Source organism: Mycobacterium sp. (assembly GCF_036488105.1).
GTDB lineage: Bacteria > Actinomycetota > Actinomycetes > Mycobacteriales > Mycobacteriaceae > Mycobacterium.
This window is the reverse complement of record NZ_DASXHW010000515.1, coordinates 19594-43799: the sequence shown is the minus strand read 5'-3', so window position 1 is coordinate 43799 and position 24206 is coordinate 19594. Positions and strand designations below refer to the sequence as shown.

At 63.7% G+C, this 24206-nt stretch carries 20 protein-coding genes; 2 read left to right on the top strand and 18 right to left on the bottom strand.

Features of this window, described 5'->3' with window-relative positions; genetic code table 11:
• Window positions 1–527: 527 nt before the first annotated feature.
• From VGH54_RS27200 to VGH54_RS27150, 11 genes are all read right to left on the bottom strand, one after another.
• Window positions 528–2252, bottom strand: coding sequence for an N-acyl-D-amino-acid deacylase family protein (locus VGH54_RS27200; RefSeq protein ID WP_331515237.1), 1725 nt, complete (start codon window positions 2250–2252; stop codon window positions 528–530).
• 18 nt (window positions 2253–2270) lie between these two features.
• Entirely contained in the window at window positions 2271–3107 is an 837-nt protein-coding gene (locus VGH54_RS27195; RefSeq protein ID WP_331515244.1) for an SDR family NAD(P)-dependent oxidoreductase, read from the bottom strand.
• A 53-nt stretch (window positions 3108–3160) separates the two neighbouring features.
• The gene (locus VGH54_RS27190; protein ID WP_331515236.1) at window positions 3161–4243 is read right to left on the bottom strand and encodes a spirocyclase AveC family protein; all 1083 of its coding nucleotides are present in this window, start codon (window positions 4241–4243) and stop codon (window positions 3161–3163) included.
• Between the two features lie 112 nt (window positions 4244–4355).
• The gene (locus VGH54_RS27185; RefSeq protein ID WP_331515235.1) at window positions 4356–5108 is read right to left on the bottom strand and encodes an SDR family oxidoreductase; all 753 of its coding nucleotides are present in this window, start codon (window positions 5106–5108) and stop codon (window positions 4356–4358) included.
• Window positions 5105–6919 carry an NAD(P)/FAD-dependent oxidoreductase gene (locus tag VGH54_RS27180; protein ID WP_331515234.1) on the bottom strand — a complete coding sequence of 605 codons (1815 nt, stop codon included), beginning with the start codon at window positions 6917–6919 and terminating at the stop codon, window positions 5105–5107. The genes VGH54_RS27185 and VGH54_RS27180 overlap by 4 nt, the downstream gene beginning before the upstream one ends.
• A gap of 369 nt (window positions 6920–7288) precedes the next feature.
• The gene (locus tag VGH54_RS27175; protein WP_331515232.1) at window positions 7289–9097 is read right to left on the bottom strand and encodes an NAD(P)/FAD-dependent oxidoreductase; all 1809 of its coding nucleotides are present in this window, start codon (window positions 9095–9097) and stop codon (window positions 7289–7291) included.
• Between the two features lie 180 nt (window positions 9098–9277).
• On the bottom strand, window positions 9278–10201 hold the full coding sequence (locus VGH54_RS27170; protein ID WP_331515231.1) for an alpha/beta hydrolase: 924 nt from the start codon (window positions 10199–10201) through the stop codon (window positions 9278–9280).
• A gap of 289 nt (window positions 10202–10490) precedes the next feature.
• Window positions 10491–11318 (bottom strand): enoyl-CoA hydratase/isomerase family protein, encoded by an 828-nt coding sequence (locus VGH54_RS27165; RefSeq protein WP_331515230.1) that lies wholly within the window; start codon window positions 11316–11318, stop codon window positions 10491–10493.
• Between the two features lie 22 nt (window positions 11319–11340).
• Window positions 11341–11688, bottom strand: a complete 348-nt coding sequence (locus VGH54_RS27160) for a hypothetical protein (protein ID WP_331515229.1) — start codon at window positions 11686–11688, stop codon at window positions 11341–11343.
• A 1-nt stretch (window position 11689) separates the two neighbouring features.
• Entirely contained in the window at window positions 11690–13420 is a 1731-nt protein-coding gene (locus VGH54_RS27155; protein ID WP_331515228.1) for a class I adenylate-forming enzyme family protein, read from the bottom strand.
• Entirely contained in the window at window positions 13413–14267 is an 855-nt protein-coding gene (locus VGH54_RS27150; protein ID WP_331515227.1) for an enoyl-CoA hydratase-related protein, read from the bottom strand. The genes VGH54_RS27155 and VGH54_RS27150 overlap by 8 nt, the downstream gene beginning before the upstream one ends.
• 140 nt (window positions 14268–14407) lie before the next feature.
• On the opposite strand from VGH54_RS27150, the gene VGH54_RS27145 reads away from it, so the two are divergent.
• Window positions 14408–15880, top strand: coding sequence for an aldehyde dehydrogenase (locus VGH54_RS27145; RefSeq protein WP_331515226.1), 1473 nt, complete (start codon window positions 14408–14410; stop codon window positions 15878–15880).
• A gap of 83 nt (window positions 15881–15963) precedes the next feature.
• On the top strand, window positions 15964–16662 hold the full coding sequence (locus VGH54_RS27140) for a helix-turn-helix domain-containing protein (protein WP_331515225.1): 699 nt from the start codon (window positions 15964–15966) through the stop codon (window positions 16660–16662).
• 71 nt (window positions 16663–16733) lie between these two features.
• On the opposite strand, the gene VGH54_RS27135 is transcribed toward VGH54_RS27140, so the two are convergent.
• The 7 genes from VGH54_RS27135 to VGH54_RS27105 form a co-directional block, all read right to left on the bottom strand.
• Window positions 16734–17477 carry a nitroreductase family protein gene (locus VGH54_RS27135; protein ID WP_331515224.1) on the bottom strand — a complete coding sequence of 248 codons (744 nt, stop codon included), beginning with the start codon at window positions 17475–17477 and terminating at the stop codon, window positions 16734–16736.
• 203 nt (window positions 17478–17680) lie between these two features.
• Window positions 17681–19231, bottom strand: coding sequence for an acyl-CoA synthetase (locus VGH54_RS27130; RefSeq protein ID WP_331515223.1), 1551 nt, complete (start codon window positions 19229–19231; stop codon window positions 17681–17683).
• Window positions 19228–20841 carry a class I adenylate-forming enzyme family protein gene (locus VGH54_RS27125; protein ID WP_331515222.1) on the bottom strand — a complete coding sequence of 538 codons (1614 nt, stop codon included), beginning with the start codon at window positions 20839–20841 and terminating at the stop codon, window positions 19228–19230. Before VGH54_RS27125 ends, VGH54_RS27130 begins: the two co-directional genes overlap by 4 nt.
• The gene (locus tag VGH54_RS27120; RefSeq protein WP_331515221.1) at window positions 20838–22226 is read right to left on the bottom strand and encodes a hypothetical protein; all 1389 of its coding nucleotides are present in this window, start codon (window positions 22224–22226) and stop codon (window positions 20838–20840) included. Before VGH54_RS27120 ends, VGH54_RS27125 begins: the two co-directional genes overlap by 4 nt.
• A 128-nt stretch (window positions 22227–22354) precedes the next feature.
• A complete protein-coding gene (locus VGH54_RS27115; RefSeq protein ID WP_331515220.1) occupies window positions 22355–22813 on the bottom strand; it encodes a hypothetical protein in 459 nt (152 codons plus the stop codon).
• 4 nt (window positions 22814–22817) lie between these two features.
• A complete protein-coding gene (locus VGH54_RS27110) occupies window positions 22818–23366 on the bottom strand; it encodes a MaoC family dehydratase (protein ID WP_331515219.1) in 549 nt (182 codons plus the stop codon).
• 8 nt (window positions 23367–23374) lie between these two features.
• Window positions 23375–24187 (bottom strand): SDR family NAD(P)-dependent oxidoreductase, encoded by an 813-nt coding sequence (locus tag VGH54_RS27105; RefSeq protein ID WP_331515218.1) that lies wholly within the window; start codon window positions 24185–24187, stop codon window positions 23375–23377.
• Between the last annotated feature and the right edge of the window lie 19 nt (window positions 24188–24206).

Here is a 24206-nt window from a genome sequence, read left to right as displayed (position 1 = left end):
TACCAATCGACCAGCGCTCAGTCAAGCGCACGGTCCACCCTAGAAGTCATCACTGACTTCCACTGGCTAAGTACCGCACCCTGCCTCGCAGACCTCGTCCCCGACGATCTGGCCAGAATCCTGGGCATGCTCACCAGCACCCTGTGGACCATGGACCCCGGCGGCCACGGTTGGCGGCGCTACCTCGCCCTCATCTGCGAAGGCTTGACCTCCGCGAAGGCGGGCCCCTTTTCCCGCCGAGGAAGCTCCTGAACACGCCGCGGTCGGGCGGCCTGGGTCCGCCGACGACCAGGGCGGCATTGTGTGCAATTGGTCGAGCACGATGAGGCTCCCGGCGGAAGAGTATCGCCGACCACTGCGATGTCCTCCTACTACAACGCCACGCCGAGCTTCTGAGCGAACACCCTGATCATGTGTTGCACCCCGATTTCGTTGCGGCCGATGAGCATGTCGTCGGCTGACCGTGACGCACACCTTCGCCGCAGCGCCAGGTTGTCGTGCTCGCTTGGCCTGCGGTCGCGCAAGTGTCACGCGTGAGGACCATTCCGTCGCTTGCGGACCAACTGGCCCGGCAGCGTGCCGGTGGGTTGGTCGTGTTCGGCGATCGTCTCGCCGGAGACGATGGTGGCCACGTAGCCCGTCGCAGTTTGATCCAGACGAGCGCCGCCGGCCGGCAGGTCGCGGGTGACTACGGGCGTGTGCAGCCGCAACGCGGAATAGTCGATGACGTTGAGGTCGGCCTTGTAACCAACGGCAACCCTGCCGCGATCCTGTAACCCGACGACCCGGGCTGGCACCGAGCTGAGTTCCTTGACGGCATCGGCCACGCTGATGCAGCCGGTAGCCCGATCGCGTGTCCAGTGGGTGAGCAAGAATGTCGGATAGCTTGCGTCGCAGATCATTCCGTAATGTGCGCCGCCATCGCCGAGGCCAAGCACGGTGTCGTTGCGGCGTAACAGCTCGCCGATGGTGTCCAGTGAGCCGTTGTCGAAGTTGCCCGCTGCGATGAGGAACATCGCGTGACCGTCGTCCTCGAGTAGGCGGTCGTAGACTTCCTCGGCCGGGCTGACGCCGTGCGCTCGCGCGTCGGCTTGAATGCTCGTCGACAGAGCGGGTTCGTAGTTGGGCGGATCGCTCAGGGGGAAAAGCCATTCCCAAGCCTGACCCATCTGCATGATCGGATGACCTTCGAGGCTCGGCGTGTCGGCCAGGATCCGGGCCCGTACTTCGGGTTTGCGCATCTCCGTCACCCGCTCGGCGAGGGGTAGGTGCGAGATCTCGTGGTAGCTCGGATACAGCACGAACGGGTTGACCGTCAGGTCTAGTCCGGCGAGCAGACCCACTGGCCGCGGAAAAATCTGCGCGGTAATGCTGGCGCCGTCGGCGTTGAACTTCTCGATCAGCTCGATCGCGTCCCGCCAGACCGGATCACCTCCGATGCCGGTGATCATCGAGAACGTCAAGGGCAATCCCGTGTCGCGGGCCACCTCGAAGACCTGCTTGAGCACGCGTTCGTAGCCGCCCGCCGGCAGGTCGGGCACGAACTGTATGACGCCGCCCCCACCGTCGACGACGCCGTTCGCGATCGCGGTGATCTCCGCCTTGGACGCGTCATAGCTGGGAATCTGCGCGCCACTTCCGGTTCTGTGCACCATCAGCCGGGACGAGGCAAACCCGAGTGCGCCGGCCTCGACTGCTTCGCGGGCCAGGGCGCGCATCCTCGCAAGATCCCCCGATGTCGCGGGCTCGCGGTCCGCGCCGCGTTGACCCATCACGTAGACCCGCAGAGGGGAGTGCGGAAGATAGGCCGCCACGTCGATGTCGTGGCTGCGAGATGCGAGCGCCTGCAGGTACTCCGGGAAGGTCTCCCAGTCCCACGGCAGCCCTTCGGTCATCACCACACCAGGGATGTCTTCCACGCCGGACATCACGTCGACGAGAACATCGTGATCCTCGCGCCGACACGGCGCAAAGCCGACCCCGCAATTGCCTATCACCACGGTGGTGACACCGTGATTCGACGATGGGTTGAGCCGCTCGGACCATATCGCCTGGCCGTCGTAGTGCGTGTGCAGATCGACGAAGCCCGGCGTCACCAGCAGCCCGGCTGCATCGATTTCACGTGCTGCCGAACCGGAGACCACCCCGACCGAGGCGATGACGCCGTCTTTCACCGCGACATCGCCGACGAACGGCTCGCCGCCGAGCCCGTCGACGATCGTACCGCCACGAATTATCAAGTCGTACAGCATCTTTACTCCTTAGGGGGACTAAGCGCGCAGGTAAAAAAGCCTCCGATAGAGACCGTCGACCGCCAGTGTGGGGAGCTGCTGAAGTGCTATGAGTAGCCGAGCGTCGGCGCCAATGACGTAACGTGCGCGAGGGCGACGGACTTCGAGAACGTTGGCGATCAACCTGGCCACGCGTGCTGGATCGCCCCTGGGGGACGTCATCTTCTTGATTTGCAGGTAGGAATCCGCATATTCCGTGGTTCGACTTGTTATGCTGTCGGGGCCGTCGTCGTAGATTCCTTCTTCGAAGATGCCCGTTTTGAAACTCCCCGGTTCGATGAGGACGACCTGCACATTGCGTCTCGCCACCTCCATCCTGAGAGCATCGGAAGCGGCTTCGAGCGCATGCTTCGCCGCCAGATACCACCCGCTCAGGGGCATCGTTATGCGGCCACCTGCGGAGGACACATTCACAATTCGCCCTCCTCCGGCGGCGACCATGGCAGGCAACGCCAATCGAGCTAACCGCATGGGAGCCAAGGTCATCGTTTCCAAGGCGCGCCTTGCTTCGTCATCGTCCACATCGGAGATAGCGCCGGTTGAGTTGTACCCCGCGCAGTTGATCAAGCCCCGAAGACGCAGGTTTCTCATCACCTGCTCGCACTGGTCCCGATCAGTGACGTCCATGATCACCGTCTCTACCTGGACACCCGCCTCCGCAGCGGCTTTCGCCACGATGCCGGCCTTTTCCTGTGAGCGAACCGAGCCGATCGACCGCCATCCCCGGCGGGCCAACTCGATCGCGGTGAGCAAACCCATTCCCGAGTTGGCCCCCGTAGTCAGGACAGCGTCCTCCCGACTAGGAGTCAATCGCATCTTGTTCAACTCTCATATCCTCAAGATCAGCGCCGCGACGGAACGGCTGGGCCTTACGGGTGACCGGGCGTCACAAGTTGCCCCCCTGGGCCGATGTGAGCCGAGTCGGGTCGGTTGATCGGAACACCCGGGCCAGGACACGCATAGGTCGTGGTTGGACCACACATGTGATTCGTTAGGTACGAACGATCTAGAAAATCCTTTGGCCAATCACCTGCGTGCAATGCGAACCACTGCATCGGGATCATGAAACAGCACAGCATTACGGTATTCGCGGCTCCCACTATTGCGAGGAGCCTAATGCCAGTGCGCTTTGGACCGGACACATTCATTCGATCGAGGCCGCGCTCCGCAAAGGTGTGTCCCGCGTCATCCTGAAAGTAGCGCAGGCTCGCCCAACCGGTGAACAGGACCGCCATTAAGATCACTTCGTTCGCGGGCAATTGGTAATAGTGGCCGTGCCAAAGAGTCAGCCAGCTGATTCCACCAGGGTAGGCGTAGAGGCCGACATGAATGAAGATCAATTCGGCGATTAGATCGAGCACAAGTGCGAAGGCAAAGCATATCGAGATCAAGCCAGCCTTACCGAGGCTGGGCCACCTCGACTTTGCTTTATTCATTACCGAAACGCATAGCAACATCATTGACAGGACCGCGTACATGTAGCTTGGCCACGCCCAGATGATGGGTTCGGCGAAAAGATGAGACTGCGGGGCTAGCCAGCCAGGAACCTGCGGCCCCCACGACCCCAGATTGAACAGTTCAGCATTGAAGGTGGCCCAGTTCTGCGTGTAGTTGACCAGCGGATCTTGCCAGTACAGGAGGATGAAGGTGATCACGAATATGCCATCAGTCGTCAAGTGTCGTTCCCGTCGCCACTGACGAACGAGAAGGACGTAGACGACGACGGCGGCGGCAGGAATACCGCCGTATTCCCACGTATGCCCCACCATGGCCATCCAGCCGGGTGCCTTATCGGGACCGCTGGGCGTCGGCTTGGCGTCGCCGGAAATGATCCACGCCGCGATGATGTAGACCTCCAGGAGCAGGAAGCAGACCCCCGCGGCTGCCCACCACTTCACCGGGACCATAACCCGCGCTTTGCCTGGATCTGGCGCGCCGGGCTCACTCTGCACGACTCGCTCCTTCGCGCTGACTGGCTCCGCGACCACGCTCAACCTCCCATTACTAGTCGTCCACATTGATGGGGGTAACGGATAGTGCTACTCATCGAATCGGTAATTGCTCCTAGTGGATGCCGGCGCCGAAGAGCACGCCGGCGGTGACGCCGCCGTCCGCGACGAACTCCGAACCGGTGCAGTAGCTGCTGTCGTCGGAGGCGAGGAACAGCGCGAGCTGAGCGATCTCCTCGGGGGTGGCGAGGCGCTGCATCCGGATTGACGCCTCGACCATTGCGGCCATCTCCTGGCCACCGATGTCGTTGAGCATGGGCGTGTGGACGCCCCCCGGATGGATTGAATTCACCCGGATGCCCAGCGGCGCGAGCTCGATGGCGGCCACCTTGGTCATCCCGCGGACGGCAAACTTACTCGCCGAATACGCGATCGCGTACGAGGTACCCCCGATGCCTTCGATCGAGGAGATGTTGACGATCGACGCCCGCCCGGCGGTGGTCATCACCGGGATCGCGGCGCGCATGCCGAGGAAGACGCCGACGATGCGCAGGTACTCCTGGGTGGTCGTGTTCACAATCGGTGCGAGCGAAACGATCCCGGCGTTGTTGACCAGGACGTCAAGGCCACCGAAGGCCTGTACGGCGTCGTCCACGCCGGCCGCCCAGGCGTCCTCGTCGGTCACGTCGAGGTGGACGTAGCGCGCCGCGGGCCCCAGCTCCTTGGCCAGCACCTCACCTTCGGCATCGAGCACGTCGGCGATCGTGACCTTGGCGCCGTGCTCCACGAACAGGCGGGCCTCGGCCGCCCCCATGCCCCGCGCCCCGCCTGTGACGAGCGCGACCTTGCCGGCCAACCGCGCCGTCATCGGATCACCAGCCCCGCGAACCGGCCTTCTTCGCGCCACTGGTGTAGCAGCGCGAAGAAAGCGACGGAGCCCTCGCCGTACTGGCCCGCCAGCAGGCTGTGACCACCCTTGGGCTTGCCTTCCTGGTTGTAGTAGCCGGGGGTGCACTCGATGAGGAATCCCTCGGTGAGAACCTGGAGCCGGTCGATCGTGGCGACCCACTCGGCTTCGGCGTCAGGGTCGGCCTCAATGTAGGTCGCGCCCTCCTTCCGGAGGTGAGCGATGGTGTGGGCGACGTGGCTCGTCTGCTCATCGAGCATGTGCGGGATGTTGGGCGTATACCCGGTCTGGGTGATGCCGAGGTGGAACATGTTCGGGAACCCGTGGCTGTGTATGCCGTGAAACGTCGACATCCCGGTGGCCCACTTATGCGAGAGGCGCACCCCGTCGCGTCCCACGACGTCAAGGCCGGCTCGCTTGGTGGGCTCGGTGCCGACCTCGAACCCGGTGGCCAACACCACGCAGTCGAGCTCGTACTCGGTGTCGCCCACCACCACACCACGCTGCGTGAAGCGGTCGACACCGCGCCCGTCGGTGTCGACGAGGGTCACGTTGGGGCGGTTGAAGGTGGGCAGGTATTCGTCGCTGAAGCACGGTCGCTTGCAGAACATCCGGTAGTAGGGCTTCAGCGCCTCCGCGGTACCGGGGTCCTCGACGGTCTCATCGATGCGGGCCCGCAGTTCCTCCATCTTCTGGAAGTCCCCGAGCTCGACGGCGGCGGCCACCTCAGCCATATCAACGTCGACGCCGGGCGTCCCGGCACCGATGAGCCACACGCACACGTTGCGCATGATGTCCGTCCACGAGTCGCTCACAAGGTCGACCTCCTGGGGCAGCCCCGACACGAGCGCGTTGAAGTTGGTCATGCGCTCCCGCTGCCAGCCCGGCTGCAGGCTTGCTGCCCAGCCCGGATCGGTCGGGGCGTTGCCCCGCACGCTGATCGAGGACGGGGTGCGCTGAAACACATAGAGGTGCTCGGCTGACGCAGCGAGGTGGGGAACGCACTGCACCGCGGTGGCCCCGGTGCCGATGACCCCGACCCGCTTGCCGGCCAGGCCGTCCAGGCCGCCCTCGCAAGAACCGCCCGTATAGCCGTAGTCCCAACGGCTGGTGTGAAACGTATGGCCCTGGTAGGCGCTGATGCCCGGAATGCCGGGCAGCTTCGGGCGGTTCAGCGGGCCGCTCGACATCACGACAAAGCGAGCCCGGATCGCGTCGTCGCGGTTGGTGGTGACGACCCACCGCACATCGGCCTCGTCCCAGCGGATCTCGCAGACCTCGGTCTGAAAGCAGGCGTCCTCATAGAGGTCGTAGTGCCGTCCGACCGACTGGAGATAAGCCAGGATCTCCGGTCCCTTCGCGTACTTCTCCGTGGGGACGTAGCCCGTCTCCTCGAGCAACGGTAAGTAAATGTAGGACTCGATGTCGCACTGCAGGCCCGGGTAGCGGTTCCAGTACCAGGTTCCGCCGAAATCGCCGGCCTTGTCGATCACCCGGATCCTGTCGAGGCCGGCCTCTCGCAGCCGTGCCCCCGCCAGCAGCCCGCCGATCCCACCGCCGACGATCACCACATCGACCTCGTCGGTCAGGGGCTCTCGAGTGAAGCCAGCAGCGACGTAAGGGTCGTCAACGTAGTGGGAGAAGTCACCCGCCGGCTCGACGAACTGCTGAATGCCGTCGGGGCGAAGCCGCTTATCCCGCTCGGCGCGATAGCGCGCGCGCAACGCATCCGGATCAAAACCCAGCCCTTCAATATCCAGCGTCACAACCATCCCCTAACTCCTTCCGGCCTTGACCAGACGGTACCGCGAGTAGCTATAGATAGCCAGTGCTAACTCTCTTCATGAATTTGGCAGATGCACGACCTGCACAGTCGCCGCGCCCGGCGCCGACGGCGTCACGCGAACGCCCTGCACAGCGCCTGCACCACGGCCTCTGCGGCTTCGTGGGCCTTGGGGGGGAACTCCGAACCGGTGCAGTAGCTGCTCTCGTCCGACGCGAAACGGCGCCAAGGTCACAGTCGCCGACGTTGCTCGATGCCGAAGGCGAGGTGCTCGCCAAGGAGCTGGGGTCCGCGGCGCGCTTCCCCATGCCCCGCGCCCCGCCCGTGACGAGCGCGACCTTGCCGGCCAACCGCGCGGTCACCGAATCACCAGCCCCGCCAGCCGGCCTTCTTCCCGCCACTGACGCAACAGCTCAAAGAAAGCCACGGAGCCCTCGCCGTACTGGCCCGCCAGCAGGCTGTGGCCACCCCTGGGCTTGCCTTCCTGGTTGTAGTAACCGGGGGTGCACTCGAGGAGGAATTCCTCGTTGAGGACCTGGAGCCGGTCGATCGTGGCGACCCACTCGGCTTCGGCATCGGGGTCAGCCTCAATGTAGGTCGCTCCCCGCTTCAGGCAGGCTGCGACAGTGTGGCCGACGTGGCTCGTCTGCTCGTCGAGCATTAGCGGGAAATTGACGGTCAGCCCGGTCTGGGTGATGCCGAGGTGGAACATGTTCGGGAACCCGTGGCTGTGGAAGCCGTGGAACGTGGACAGCCCCTTGGCCCACTTATGCGAGAGGCGCACACCGTCACGCCCCACCACGTCGAAGCCGGCTCGCTTGGTGAGCACGGTGCCGACCTCGAACCCGGTGGCGAACACGACGCAGTCGAGCTCGTACTCGGTGTCGCCGACCACCGCGCCACCCTCTGTGAAGGAGTCGACACCGCGTCCGTCGGTGTCGACGAGGGTCACGTTGGGGCGGTTGAAGGTAGGCAGGTAGTCGTCGCTGAAGCACGGTCGCTTGCAGAACATCCGGTAGTAGGGCTTCAGCGCCTCCGCGGTACCGGGGTCCTCGACGGTCTCATCGATGCGGGCCCGCAGCTCCTCCATCTTCTGGAAGTCCGCGAGCTCGACGGCGGCGGCGACGTCGGCCATGTCGACGTCGACGCCGGGCATCCCGGCAAAAAACCCGCCCACCTTGCGCATGATGTCGGTCCACCCGTCGGCGACGAGGTCGACCTCCTGGGGCAGTCCCGACACGAGCGCGTTGAAGTTGTGCATGCGCTCGCGCTGCCAGCCCGGTTGCAGGCTTGCTGCCCAGCCTGGATCGGTCGGGGCGTTGCCCCGCACGCTGATCGAGGACGGGGTGCGCTGGAACACGTAGAGGTGCTCGGCTGACGCAGCGAGGTGAGGCACGATCTGCACCGCGGTGGCCCCGGTGCCGATGACCCCGACCCGCTTGCCGGCCAGGCCGTCCAGGCCGCCCTCGCAGGAACCGCCCGTATAGTCGTAGTCCCACCGGCTGGTATGGAACGTGTGCCCCTGGAATGTCCTGATACCCGGGATGGCGGGCAGCTTCGGGCAGCTCAGCGGGCCGCTCGACATCACCACGAAGCGAGCACGGATCGCGTCGTCGCGGTTGGTGGTGACGACCCACCGCCCATCGGCCTCGTCCCAGCGGATCTCGCAGATCTCGGTCTGGAAGCACGCGTCGTGGTAGAGGTCGTAATGTCGTGCGACCGACTGAAGGTAGGCCAGGATCTCCGGTCCCCTCGCGTACTTCTCCGTGGGGACATAGCCTGTCTCCTCGAGCAACGGGAGGTACATGTAGGACTCGATGTCGCACTGCGCCCCTGGGTAGCGGTTCCAATACCACGTCCCGCCGAAGTCGCCCGCCTTATCGATCACCCGAATCCTGTCGAGGCCGGCCTCTCGCAGCCGTGCCCCCGCCAGCAGGCCGCCGAGTCCACCGCCGACGATCACCGCATCAACCGTGTCGGTCAGCGGCTCGCGGGTGAAGCCAGGAGCGACGTAGGGGTCCTCGACGTAGTGGGAGAAGTCACCCGCCGGCTCGACGAACTGCTGGATACCGTCGGGCCGGAGCCGCTTGTCCCGCTCGGCGCGGTAGCGCGCGCGCAGCGCATCGGGATCGAACCCCAACTCCTCAATGTTGTAAGTCAGGACCATTCCTCGCTCCCTCCGGTCGCCCACACGGCCACCATCACGGTAATCTCACGAGCGATAGATAGCAAGTGCCTACTCTCTTCATATCGCCGGCGCCGCTTGAAGATCGTCCGGTTTGCTCGGCGGGCAGTGGATGCGAACCAAGTGGGACACGGCTTCTCCGCCCCCTGGCGCCCGCGGGCGTCAGGCGAACGCCTTGGTGAGCGCCCGCACCACGGCCTCCGCCGCTTCGTGGGCCTGCGGGAACTGGGTGGCCATGCCAAAGAACCCGTGAATCATCCCGTCGAAGTCGATCCACTCGGCAGCCACCCCGGCATCGCGGAGGCGCCGCCAGTAAGCGACACCGTCGTCATGCAGCGGGTCGCACTCGGCGGTGAGGATCAAGGCGGGGGCCGAGCCGCTCAGGTCCGTCGCGTGCATGGGCGACACATAGGGCTCGTGCAGGTGGCCCTTGGCGTAGTGGTCGAAGGCCCACGCCACCAGTGACCCGGTCAAGAACTTGCCCTCGCCGTGCTCCTGGTGGGACGCACCGCTCATCGCGGAGTCGAGCATCGCGCATACGAGGACCTGCAGGGACAACGGTGGCGCGTCGGAATCTCGCAGGCGCAGCGCGGTGCCGGCGGCCAGGTTCCCGCCGGCGCTCTCGCCGCCGACCGCGACCCGCCTCGGGTCACCCCCTACCGCGGCGCTGTGCTCCTGCGCCCAGCTCACCACGGCTACAGCGTCGTCGAGCGCGGCGGGATACGGGTGTTCCGGTGCCAGGCGGTACTCCACGCTGAGCACGACGGCCTCGACCTCGTTGGCGACGATCCGGCAGAAGGTGTCGTCGAGATCGACCGTGCCGTACACCCAGCCGCCGCCGTGCAGCCATACGAAGACCGGGAGGGGCGCGTCGCTGGCCGGCCGGTAGAGCCGGACCGAAACGTCGCCAGCGGGCCCAGGGACAGTGATCTCGCGGACCTCGGCGACGTCGGGCGGTTCGCCGCCCATGGCCGCGACGGTACCGACGAGCTGGCGGCCAGTCTCGATGGGCTGGTGCTCGATCCCGTCGAAGCCGGCGGCCGCCAGCATGTCGATCAGGGCTTGCGCTTTCGGATCAAGAGGCATCGCGTTCTCCTTGGTGGTCGGCTCCGACAACCGGGCGGGGGGTCGTGCCATCGACGGACCAGCCGGCGGCGGCGGGGCGCTCCGCGGTCGTCGTCCACTATAATAGTATGCACTTACTTTAAGTCAATTGCGGTCGACCGGACGACTTCGACCCGGTACGCCGTTCAAGAGGGAGACCAGGACACCCCCACCGGCTATGCGAAAAAAGCCTCGCTGTGCTTGCCGACACTGGCGCTACCGTATTCAATGTCACCCCGTCGTCCCGACCCTATGGGGACATGCGAGCAACTCAAGACGTGGCTCTCGTGGCAACGAAGTTGGGCTTGCGGCGCTCGATGAAGGCCACCCTCGCTTCGGCGCCGTCCGGGCTATCGAAGCAGAGGGCCTGAGTACGGTTTTCCAGGTGCATAGCAGCCATCAGGTTCGGCGCATCGAGGTTTGAGCGCATGACCTCTTTGGTCATGCAGACACCGAAGGGTGAATTGCGGACGATATTCGTGGCCACTTGCAGGGCCGCCTCCACGACATGACCCTCGCCTACGACGTCGAGCACAAGACCATGCCGCTGTGCCTCGGCTGCCTCGACGAAGCGACCGGTCAGCATCATCTCAAACGCAAGGGTCGCCCCGGCGATTCGGGGCAACAAGTAGCTCACTCCCAGCTCACAGCCAGAGAGGCCGAGTCGCACGAACGAAGCGCCGAAGCGAGCCGACTCACTGCACACTCGGATATCGGCTGCGAGGGCCAGTGCGAGCCCGGCACCGGCGGCGGGACCGTTCACCGCCGCGATCACAGGCTGGGGCAACGACGTGAGCCGTGGAATCAGCTGGGCAAATCCTGTCCGGAATGCGCGCAGCAACACCTCTCTCACGTCGCTGGCGACATGTGCCTCATTTGGTCCGTTGGAGAAGTCGATGCCTGAGCAAAACCCGCGACCTGCGCCCGTGAGGACGACAGCGCGCACGTGAGGGTCGGCAGCGATCTCGTCGAGGATCTCGCACAGTTCACGAAGGAACGTCCTGTTGAGCGCGTTCAACGACCGCGGGCGGTTGATCGTAAGCACGACAGCAGGACCGACGGGTTCAACCAGCAATGTTTCGAAACGGTGCTCTTCCATGTCGACCTCCCGGATCGCTTAGCTAGCGTCCGCTGACCGCAAGGCGGGGCGTGATTTCCTCCCAGAGCACCGCCGACGCAGTCGAGAGGTCGAGGGAGTCGCCCATGTCGAGGTCCCTTGCGGATCGCAGCAGCGCGTCGAGCGCGCCCTGCAGGTCTGCGGTGTCGACCTCGTAGACGGACGCATACCGGTGAGCCGGCGTCGCCACACCCTTGGCCTGGGCATCGGAGACCCGGTAGCGAGATGCCGCGACGAAGCCGTCGGCGGCCAGCACCTCAGGGAGGTGGATCTCGTCGTACCAATGGTTGAAGTCGTAGTCGCGCTCGGGGCTGATGGGGTTCGTGTAGACGATGAGCACTGCCTTGGGCATATCAGGACCTTCCTTGTCTTGTTGGGTGTGACTGTCTGCCGCTCGGGCCATCCCAGGTGATCGAGTGACTGTCTGCCGCTCGGGCCGGCCCAGGTGATCGAGCACCCGCATCAGCGTGCTGGGACCATCGCCGCTGACCCAGGTTTTCCACGGTCAGGCCCCAGCGCGACGCTGCTACCTCGCGCTTGACGACCTTGCCCGATGCGGTCCGTGGGAGATCGGTATGGGAGATCGACCAGCGGGTGGGCACCTCGAAATGGGCCAAGCCTTCAGTGGCGAATGCCGCGAGTTCGGCCACCGTGGCCAGGGCATTGATTCGGAGCACGACCGCGGCAGCAACTTCCTCACCGAGATCGGCGTGTGGTAGTCCAATCACGGCGACGTCCAGCACGGCCGGATGCTCTTGCAGTCTCGCCTCGACGCGGCGGGCCGAGATGTTCTCACCACCTCGGATCACGACGTCCTTCCCTCGACCGGTCAGGTACAGGTAGCCATCGGCGTCAATCCGCCCAAGGTCTCCGGTCCGCAACCACCGGTCCGAGGTGATGACTGACGAGTTCGGCTCGTTCCAGTAGCCGAGCATCACGGTGGGCCCGCGGACGAGGATCTCGCCGACGCCTTCAGCGTCCGGCTTGTCGACGGCCAGCTCGATGGTCGGCAGTGGCCTGCCCACCGAGCCTGGCCGGTCCGCCAGATCCTGCCCGACAGCCGCTGTCACCGCTCCGGCGGCTTCAGTGAGGCCGTACGACACGGCCGCCCCTCGTTTGACGTCTGGAAAGCACGCGTTGACACGCTCCCAGAGGACACCGGCAACCGGGGCTGCGCCCATGGTGAGCGAGCGCAGCGCAAGCTTGTCGCCGGAAGCACCCGGGGTCGCTTCCATCGCATCCAGCGTGCGCGACACCATGGTTGGCACCGCTGACCACGCCACAATCTGCTCCTCTCGTAAGAGCCGAATCACCTCGCGAGGGTCGAAACGTCCCTTCAGGAATGTCATGGTTCCACCGGCGAAGATCGACAACAGCAGCTGTTGAACCGCGCCGACGTGGAACAGCGGTACCGACAAGAGGGAGGTGCGCTGCCGTGACGTCCCTCGGGCGGGGAGTTGATGCGAACTGACCAGCGTGTTCTGGGTCGAGGCAATCAGATTGCGATGACTGAGTACTGCGCCTTTCGGAGTTCCGGTCGTTCCTGACGTGAAGACGATGACCGCGGGGTCGTCTTCATCGACATCGACCACGCGGCTCGCATCCGAGCCGGCTCCGGAAAGTGCCAGCTCGTCGAAGCTAACGCTCGCGACGTCGTTGGGCACCAGAGGTAGCCGACGTTCGTCGGCAACGACGAGTCGCAGATCCATCATTCCGATGACCTCGGCGATGACGTCACGACTCCACCACGCGTTGCCGGTGCAGACCACCCACCCTTGACTCACGCACGTCCAAAACATGGCGATCCACTCGATCGAGTTCGCGCCAAGGAGCAGAACACGATCGCCTCGAGTCAACGAGAAGCGCCCTCGAAGCTGTTCAGCGAATGAGGCCGTCGTCCCTAGCAATTGGTCGAATGTCAGGCGCAGCTCGCCTTGGATGACATGCGGCCGGTCGCCGAACCGATGTGCATTGACGAGGAGATCAGCGACCGAGCGTGGACGGCATTCGAAGACACTGCCTGGCACGCCGAGTACCTGCTCGGTGACTATCCGGGTGCCCCATGCCGAGGCGAAATCAGACATCGTGCTCAGTCACCGACGCCTGCTCGCCCTGTTCCCGATAGTCGCCGAAGGTCTTGTCGCGGCCCGACAAGCTATTGCGGACGCCGTTGGCCGCCATGGATCTCATGAAGTCCTTGGATGATCGTTGGTGGAACCCAAGGGCATTGAGTTCCGCGCATGCTCGCATGCCCGTTCGGATCCCGGCTGCCTCCATTGATCGATGACACGCGCGCTTGTTGACGGCCAGAATGTCGGATGGAACCTTGCTCACCCGCTCGGCGATGTTCAGCACGGCACTCTCAAGTTCGGCTGGCGGAAAGCTCCGCGTGGCGAATCCCAATTCAGCGGCCTCCGCTCCAGAGATCCAGTCCCCAGTAAGCAAAGCCTCCATTCCGCGGCGCATACCCAGTAACCAAGGCTGCCAGACCATGTCGGGCGTCGACATCGAACGGACGGGTGGGTATCCGACTCTCGCGTCGTCGGCGATGTAGACGATGTCGCACGCGGCCGCCAACTCCGAGCCGCCGGCCAGGCACCAACCGTGGACCTGCGCCACGACCGGTGTGGCTAGATCCCACATTTCAAACCAACCGGCGACGACGTGCCTCGGCCACCAGCCGTCGACTTTTGCGGTGTGCCGCTCAACGGGCTGAACCCACTTTTCCAGGTCGTATCCCGCTGAGAAGCAGTCGCCTGCACCGCGAATCACGATGACCGAGACGTCACGTGAGTTGTCCGCTGCCCGCAACGACTCGAACAATGCGAGTCGAAGATCGTCGCTCAGAGCGTTCCGCTTCTCGGGGCGGTTGAGCGTCAGCCGACGCACACCCGGCAATGGGTCATCGACGACGAGCACTTCCTGCGACATATGACTGACTCCTTGGCCGTTGAGAATTAGCAGGATCACTTCTGCACTACGGCTGTCCCTGCGGCACCGGTCACCCATCGTGAGATGTGTAAGTGCTTACTATATACTATCGACTAGGTGCGATAACCTGGAGGAGACCTGTGAAGTACGACCGCAGCGAATTGCTCATTGGCGGGGACTGGCGTGGCGAGGGATCCGAGTGGCTCGCAGTGATTTCGCCGTCGACCGAGGAGGTGGTCACCGAAGTTCGACGTGCGGAGACCTCGGACATCGATCTCGCGGTGACAGCGGCTCGGACCGCGTTCGACACAGGGCCGTGGCCGCGAATGTCGCCAGACGAACGTGCGGAGGTGGTCCTCAGAGCGGTTCGGCTACTTGCCCAATCGACGAGCGAGATCGCCACCCTGGTCACTCAGGAGATGGGGGCACCTTTCGCCGACTCGGTCGGGCAGCAGGTGCCAGGAGCATTAGGGATGGCGAAGGCATTTGTGCGCTACTCCGCCGAAGTATCGCGGGAGACCGCACGCAAGGGACGTCAAGGCTGGGCTCTCGTCGAACAGGAGCCGGTGGGCGTCGTCGCTGCAATAATTGCCTGGAACGCCCCTTTTTACTTCAGCATCCTCAAGATCATCCCCGCCCTACTCGCTGGCTGCACGGTCGTCCTGAAGCCCGCGGAGGAGACACCGGTCAGTGCGTTCTATCTCGGAGACGCACTTTATGCGGCCGGCCTTCCCGCTGGAGTATTGAGCATCGTGCCTGGCGACAGGGCCGTTGGAGAGCATTTGGTTTCACACCCCGGCGTCGACAAGGTGTCATTCACTGGGAGCACCTCGGCGGGACGGGAAATAGGCGCGACGTGTGGGCGGCAGCTGAAACGCGCATGCCTGGAGCTCGGCGGAAAGTCTGCCGCCATCGTTCTCGAGGATGTCGATCTGGACGTAGCGATGCCGTCGATGTCTGCGGGCGCCTTTTACAACGCCGGTCAGGTGTGCGCCGCGCTCACCCGGGTGCTCGCCCCAAGGACGCGTTACCAGGAAGTTGTGGACAGCTTCTCGGCGGCGGCGAAGAAGCTGCGGGTAGGAGATCCGTTCGAGCCGGGCACCGACGTCGGTCCGCTAGTCTCGTCGCGACAACGCGACCGCGTTGAAGGTTATCTCCGTCTGGCCGAAGCCGAGGGTGCGGTGCTTGAGGCTGGAGGAATTCGACCTGGCGACCTCGACCGGGGTTACTACGTAGAGCCGACCGTATATTCCGGTGTCAACAACAGTATGCGGGTCGCACGCGAGGAGATCTTCGGACCAGTCGTCGTCGTGATTCCCTACGACGGCGTCGACGAGGCAATCGCCTTGGCCAACGATTCCCCCTACGGTTTGCACGGCGGGGTGTACACCAGTGATCCCCAGACCGGCGTGGAAGTTGCCAAGCGACTCATCACGGGCACCGTCTCGGTCAACTCGTTCACGCTCAACTCGGACGCTCCGTTTGGGGGACGAAAGAGTTCTGGCTACGGTAGGGAGTTCGGGCCCGAGGGAATCGCCACCTATCTCGAGCACAAGACGATCAACATTCCGCGGTCACTGGTAGACGAAGCTGGCGCTCACAGCGGCGCCTGAAGCTGAATGTAGACATCCAGTTGATCGTAAGCACTTACCATGTACCTCAGGCAAACAAAACGACCTGTCGAGGTGGGCATCGAGTGGCTGACAAAATAGCGACAAATGACGGATCACCTGGGGCTGAGCAAACGCGCCACGCTCGGCGTGCTCCAGGCGAGGGTCGACGGCTGCTCCTGCAGGCCGCGAGAGAATTGTTCGAAGAGTCGGGGTACGCGCGCACGACGACCCGAATGATTGCTGAACGGGCAGACGTGGCCGAAGCGCTGCTGTTTCGAAACTTCGGCTCCAAAGCAGCGCTGTTCTCCGAGGTCACTTTGGGGCCGTTCACGCAGTTCATTAGTGACTGGAAAAATCAACGCGCCAATGACTGGCACATCGCGTCGCCTGAACAGCTTGCATCTGAGCTGATCGGGAGTTTCTACGATCTTTTCCGCGACAACCGCGGATTGATGATCACCTACATCGCCACAAGCGTGTTCGATCCCGAAGTAGTCAGCCTCGAGAAGGCTCCGCTGTTCATTGAAGCCATCGACACGCTGGCGCGATGGAGCGAGAAGGACTTTATCCAAGCCCGTGCTCTCGAGCCGATCGACGTGTTCGTGGCCAACCGCGGCTTCGTCGGCATGATCATGTCGATGGCGCTCTTCGAGGACTGGTTGATGCCGGCAGGTAACGGCCGGCGCCCGAGTAGGGACGAGATCATCGCCGAGTTGTCGCAGTTAATTCTCTACGGCGTCGCACGCCAGCGCCAGCCCGTGCCGGAGCAGCCCGGTCAGTAAGGCCCGATCCCCGCGATGACTAACAGGGCCGCGGACCCGGAGACCGTCATGACATCGGCGAGATGGTGTTGTCAGCTGCCCGTCGCCGAGGGCGTGGACTGTCCGAGCGGCGCAGGCTCGTGGTAGGTGATCGCGGGTGGCGGCAGAGGGCGACCGTCGAGGCGCGCCACAGCATCGACGGGATTTCGGGCCGGCCGGCCAAATCGCCCTTTTGGGTAGCCGAGCGGGATGCAGGCGACCAAGGTGACGTCGTCATCGACGCCGAGGATGTCGAGAACGTCGTCGTGCGCGGCGAGCAGCAGGGTGGTGAGTGTGGTTCCGAGGCCCCGCGCGCGCGCCGCGAGCATCAGGTTCTGCACCGACGGGAGGATGCTCGCATACCACGTCGCCGTCAATACCAAGTTGGCGTCGCGTCCGGGAAAGTTTGTGGCTCCGGCAAGCACGACCGCTGGGACGTCGCGGAAGTGCGCGATCATGTACTCGCAGGACTTGAGCAGAGTCTCGGGAAGCTGGTCGCCTCGATGCCGGACCCGTTCATAGATCTGGCTCCACAAGTCGCCGAGCTTGCCGACCTGGTCGCGATCGGTGACGACGTAGAAGCGCCAGTTCTGCATGAAGTTTCCCGACGGACCCATGGTCGCCGCCTCGACGATCTGCGACAGCAGCTCCGGGGGCACAGGGTCGGTGCGCAACCTCCGCATGGCCCTCGTCGTGTAGATGGCCTCGTCGAGGGACATCGTCGGTGACGGCGCCCCCGCATCCTGGGCGACCTCGTCGTTAAGCGATTCGGTCGTCGTTGTCTCCTGCGTCGTCATGCCACAGCCTCCCAGCCGAAATAGTCAGTTCTCACTACGCCGCCCGGATGGATTGGGTTCTCCCCGTCTCCTGCGGCCGCCCGCCAGGTCACGACCCGACGGTACCGGTGCCGATAATAGATAGCAAGTACCTACTCTCTTCATTGGGAGGCCCGCGTAGTCCCCGACCAAGTAGCTGCCGGTGTTCAGATTGACTCGAGGGACTAGACCATCCGCTCGTGTGCCTGCCAATATGCGTCGCGAAGCCGGCGCTTGAAGATCTTGCCCGAATCCTCCCGCGGAAGCTCTGCCCGAAACTCAATGACCTTGGGCACTTTGAAGTTGGCGATGCGCTCGCGAAGAAATGTCGTGACGTCGTCGGCGCCGACGGAACTACCGGGAGTCAGCTGAATCACCGCGGCCAGAACCTCGCCGAGGCGTTCATCGGGAACGCCGAACACCGCACAGTCAGCCACGTCCGGCATGCCACCGAGAACAGATTCGATTTCCGCCGGGTAGACGTTCGTGCCGCCGAGGATGACCATATCGACCTTGCGGTCGCAGATATGGAGAAATCCATCCTGATCGAGATAACCCACATCCCCAGAGGACACCAGGGAGTCCACCTGGTCAGGAGTCGGCAAATCGCCGTGGTAACTGAACTCGGACAACGCTTCGTGTCGGGAATAAACGTCACCGATGGCTCCGGCAGGCAGCTCCCGCCCATTGTCATCGAGAATCTTGACCGTGGCACCGTCGACGGGACGCCCCACCGTTCCGGGGTGCGCGAGCCACTCCTCGCTGGAGCAGAACGTGACGGCTCCGGCTTCAGTGGATCCATAGAATTCGTAGATCACCGGTCCCCACCACTCGATCATCCGACGTTTGATATCGGGCGGACACGGGGCGGCGGTGTGCACCACGTGCGCCAGGGAGCTCAGGTCGTAGCGACTACGCACGTCGTCCGGCAAATTCAAGAGTTGCACGAACATCGTAGGAACCAATTGCAGAGCGGTTATCTGATGACGGTCGATCAGCCTAAGCAGGTCCTCCGCGTCGAAACGGGACTGCAGTACCGCCGTTGCCCCAATCTGTAGCGCGAACATCGCCGTGGCGTTTGGGGCGCTGTGATACATGGGTGCGGTGATGATGGTCCTGCTGGCTTCGGTCAAACCCAGCGTCTGCCGCGCGGCGCTAGCGAACGCGGCCCGCTGCCCCATGGTAGCGGCTTGCCTGCGCACTCCTTTGGGACGTCCTGTGGTGCCAGACGTGTAGATCAGGCTGCGCGGCGAATCCCCAACCGGTCCGTCCCACGGCTCGTGTGAACCGATCCAGTCCAGCCACCGAACGTCGCCCGCGGGCGCGACGCGCACGCCAGGGGCAACTTCGTAGGCGCGTCCGATGTGCGCTGGGGTGTCGACGGTGATCACCTGCACAGAAGTCGGGATCACCTCACGGATCGGGCCGACGAGGTCGGCATGCGCGACGAGCACGGACGCGCCGCAGTCCGTGAGGATGTACTCGATCTCGGCGCCCTTGAGATGCCAATTGATGGGAACGGTGACCGCACCCAAGAGGCCGGCGCCGACGGTCAGTTCCAGGATCGGGACATCGTTGCGCATGAGAAACGCAACGCTGTCCCCGGGGCCGACGCCACGGGATGCCAGCCCGGTCGCCGCTCGCGCAGCGCTGGCAAGCATCTGGCTTCGCGGATAAAAGGTGTCTCCCGATACGAATCCCGCCTGCGACGCCTCCGCCGGCATCGCAGTACTCATGTGAACGCCCCGTTCCGCTGGTCATTTTTCGGCCAACCTTCGCGCAGCGATTGTTTAACGACCTTGCCCGTCGCGTTGGTCGGTAACTGTTGGCGCCTCAACCACCAACGGCTGGGAACCTCGAAGTAGGCCAATCTGTCGGCGGCAAACGCTTTCAGGTCCTCGGTTGTCACTTCAAGGCCCTCACACAGCACCACTACGGCAGCGACGACTTCGCCGAACTCGTCGTCCGGCAAACCAACAACGGCTACTTCCGCGACCGCTGGATGTTCGCTGAGTGCCGCTTCCACGTTGGCGCTGGCGATATTCTCACCACCACGAATGATGACGTCTTTGATCCGGCCCTCGACGAACAAGTAACCCTCATCGTCGATTCGACCGGTGTCACCGGTATGAAGCCAGCCCGCGGAATCGACGACAGAGGGTTCCGAACTCCCGAGGTACCCCGTCATGTTGGTCGGAGACCGGGCCACGATCTCTCCATTGCCTGACTCGTCGGGGTTTTCGATCTTCAACTCCACGACGGGAAAGGGGCGACCGACAGTGCCGGGTCGAGATTCCAGATCCTTGCCTGTGGCAGCGGTGAGGGTCCCTCCTGTTTCCGTCATTCCGTAAATGGTTCCCGCGTTACGCCGAGCCGTTGGAAATGCGTGGCGAACTTGCTCGAACAACTGGGGGCTCACATGGGTTCCGGACACCGTGACGGACCGCAGGCTCGAGGTGTCCCACGCGACCAAATCCGGGTGGTTGATGACCCGACCGATCATGGTTGGCACGCCACCCCACGACTGAATCTTCTCGGTCTGGATGAGCCGAAGGATCGTCGGGGCGTCGAAGCGCCCCACGTGGAGTACTAGCTTGCCGCCCGTCAGCAAGCTGGCGAGGATCGACTGGATCCCGCCCATGTGGAACAGCGGAACGGTGATCAAGGCAATGGCGCCTTGGTGGTCGGCCGCAAGTTCCGAAGGGAGTCGCCTCGTCGCAACGAGGAAATTCTGCTGGTTTGCGATGACCGATCGATGTGACAGTGTCGCCGCTTTGGGTGCGCCGGTGGTGCCCGAGGTGAACAGGATGATTGCCGGCAACTCCTCGTCGAACTGCGACTCGACGTCAACGTCCTGCGGAATCGTTTGTGTAGCGGGCAGCTCGAGCGGCAATCTCATGACCTGCCATCCGGCCGGAATCAGCGTCCCCCTACGACCGTCCGCGATTACCAGCACTGGCGACGCCACGGACAGCGCATGATCGAGTTCTTTTCGACTCCACCAGGCGTTTCCGCTCACAACCGTTGCGCCCGATGCCAGCACCGCGAAGAACGCAATGATCCAGTCCACACTGTTCGCGCCGAGCAATAACACCCGATCGCCGCGCTTGACCCCGTGTTCATCGCGAAGCATCCACTTCGTGCTCTCGACGCGATCGAGGAACTGATTAAAGGTGAGCCGGTGTTCGTTCTCGATCAAGTACTCCTGATCGCCCCATCGCCGGGCATCGCTGAGAAAACCGCGAACCGTACGCCAACGATTCGCATACGCCAGGTACGGCGGCTGTCCGCCAAGCCGCACGACCTGCGTGCCCCAGTGGTCAGAGAGCGGGCGCGTTGAATTCACCGGGCCCCCGCTGCCACTGGATCCTCGCGGACCTCGAATGTCCCGTCGTGGTCGACGAATGCGAGGCGCCCGCAAAACTCCTCGGCCGTCATCGCTTGAACCACCGAGTCGTGGTCAGTCCATGCGACCACGCGTCGACCATCGGGCGATTCAGCTATCACGACCGCCCTTGCCGCACGATCACGCCGGCTCGCCAGCACTGTGTAGCCGAGGATCGAGGCGGCACCGGCATAGTCCTCTGCAAGCTGACGGGGAGGGGACACCGAGAGCACAGCCTCCGACACGTCGATTGATCGGAAGTGTTGGTGTGGAACCGTTGCCGACCACACTGAGAATGCCTGCTTGGTCAGTACACCGGACACCGACGAGACCAAGCCGGTCCGCCCTGTTTGACGTAACGCGAGGGCGAGTTGAGCAGTCGCGTGCAGCACGAAGTTATTGAAAGGGCCACCAGCATAACGCATTCCGCCAGTAATTGATGGAGCAGGCCGCGAAGACGATAGGCCTAGGGCCTTCGCGTGTAATTGGATTGCGCTGGGAAAGCACGAATAGAGCTCAAGCAGGTCGAGCGAGCGCGCCGATGTTCCGGCGTGATCGAGCGCGGCTGACGCGGCTAGTTCGGCACCTGGCGCTTCTCCCAGGACGACTCGTTGTGACAGCGGAACCATCGCATTGGAAACGCCGCTCGACACCGGATAGACCCACCGGGCCGGATCGATCTGGAGCTCCCGGGCTTTCTCGACTGACGTGAAGATCAGCGCCGATGCTTGGTCTACGCTCCAACGACTGGCGTGCTCACTGCGATAGGGAAACGCCAGCATGGAGTTGGTCGATGAATCGTGGTCCACTGCTCCGGCAGCAATCGGTGAGCGTTTCCAGGCATGGGGATTGCGAGCCGCAATCTCGCTGAGTTCGCTGTACAACGCGGCGGTGGCGGCCATGTCGTCGCGGATCGACCAGCCGCGCGCCGCGCGCGCCGCCGCGGCGATGATGGCGTAGTACCCGACGGCGTCCTCCCCCAGGCCGGACGCGATCTCAGCGGGATTCATAATCGGCGAGTCCGCTCTCCAGGTCTCGTCGGGTTCGGTGTCCTGCTGCTCGTCGTGTAGTTCGTCACCTCGCTTGCTGGCGCACAGAAGGCGAAAGGCTGCCTCTCCTCCCACGACGAGGCAGACGTCCGCTGAGCCGGCGACGATGTTGTTACACGCGTCCGCGATGAGCGACTCCTGCAGGACTCCGACGCGGGCAAGCACCGAATGAACGTTGTGTGACCCGAACGAGGTCGCAATTGCGCGGCCTGGATCCCGGTAGCGCCAACGCCCTTTTGGCACGTAGACGCGGTCGATTTCGCTGAGCACCGTGGCCACACCGGTGTCGCGCGCCACTTCGGCACACGATCGCCGCATGAGCGAAAGTGGTTCGTCCGCATCGAAAGGTTCCGGCTCCCGTTGGCTTTGTAGCCCAATCCCCACCAGGACTGGCATGCGGCCATCCACCTTCTCTTGGTGGCCGGTCACTCGACTCCTCCTATTGAGGTCAGAAGTACGACCGTCGCGGAAGCAACCGTCGTCCGACCCACCCGGTCGTTCTCCAGCCACAAATCGAGCTCCACCACTGGACGGCCCTCGGGATCCATTCGTTTGTCGCGCACTTGCCCGCCGGAAGACACAGTGTCGCCGAACGCGTTCATCTGGCGCATCCGGAAGTCGAAACGTTGGACCCAACCCGACGACCCGATCCAGTCCGACGCGACCTTGAACAGCATGGCGCTGGTCCAACCCGTGTTCAGGAATATCGAAGGGTGACCGCTGGCCTGAGCGAAGTCGGGATCGTGGTGAACCCGGTTCCAGTCCTGAGAACCGCTGACCTGCATGACGACCGTATTCCAATCGACAGTCACCTGGGCGCCCGCGAGGAGTTGTCCGACCTCGGCATCAGCCCACTCGGCCACTGCGATTGCCTTCGAATCCACACGCCTATTCATCAGAGCCCCCGTCGGCTGCGATCTGACGCTTCGACCGGTGCACCAGCACCGAGTTGCGACCCTCGGCCACGACCCGATGATGCTGATTGGTCAAACGCGCCTCGGTGACGATGCACACGGCCAGAGGGTCGATCTTGATCGGCTTGAAGAAGATGTCGGCGATTCGCGTCTCCGACGAGAGTCGATCCCCTACCCGAACTGGTTGCAGGTACTCCCACGACACTTCGAGGTTGATCCCGCGATCGCCCGGGGTGGGTACGCCGTAGGTCCAGCCTGGGCGCGCAGCGCCCGTCTTCGGCTTCCGAGGCCATGGCCCGTCACCGGCGAAGTACGGCAGCAACGGGCCTGGTGCGATCACCGCCGCATAGGGGCCTTCGCGCGCCGCGTCCGGGTCCAGATATAGCGGGTTGTCGTCGTGGATCATGTTGCAATACCGCCGAATCGCGTCGTACTCGACTGGGTACCTACCTTCGCTGCGGGCGACGATCGAGCCGATCCAAGCCGATTTCACGACCTCGATGTCGTAATCGTCGTACGCCATAGCGCTTCCTACCTTCGTCCTCGTGCGTCTGCGGCAGGAGCCAACCGAAGCTCTTTGGTAAAGCTCCCAAAAACGCTGGTCACGCCCCCGTCCACAGGAATCGCGGATCCGGTTATGAAGGACGCGTCTGCGCCGGCGAGGAACACGACGAGTTTCGCGACCTCGACGGTCGTGCCGACCCGTCCGATGGGATGGCTCGCGCCGAGTGACGCGAGGACTTCATCCTGAGCGTGCGCTGGCCCTAGCATCGGCGTGTCGATGATCCCTGGGCAGATCGCATTGACCCGGACGCCGAGCGGCGCCAGCTCGGCCGAAGCGCACTTCATCAGCCCGAGAACTCCGTGCTTGCTTGCCGTGTAGGCCGAGCCTCCGGCAGCGCCCAGCAGTCCCGCACCAGATGAGGTGATGATGACGGAACCACCCCCAGACGCAACGATCTGCTGGCCCGCGAACTTCAGCCCAAGGAACGTACCCCGCAGATTCACGTTGAGCACTGAATCCCATTGCTCTGGTGTCGTTTTGAAGATGGTGCCGACCGTCTCAATACCGGCGTTGAGGTGCGCGATGTGTAGCGCGCCGAATCTCTGCACGATGGCCGCAACCATCGCCTCGTTCTCCGCAACGTCTACGACGTCGACTGCGAAGGCGAACGCATCGCCTCCTGCCTGGCCGATGGTTTCGGCGACGCGGGCGGCGGCCGACTCGTTAACGTCCGCACAACACACCTTCGCGCCAGCCTTGGCGAGCTCGCTCGCAGTCGCGGCGCCAATTCCCGACCCAGCGCCAGTCACGAGCGCTACCTGGCCCGTCAAATCCGCCATAACTATCCTCTTCGATTAC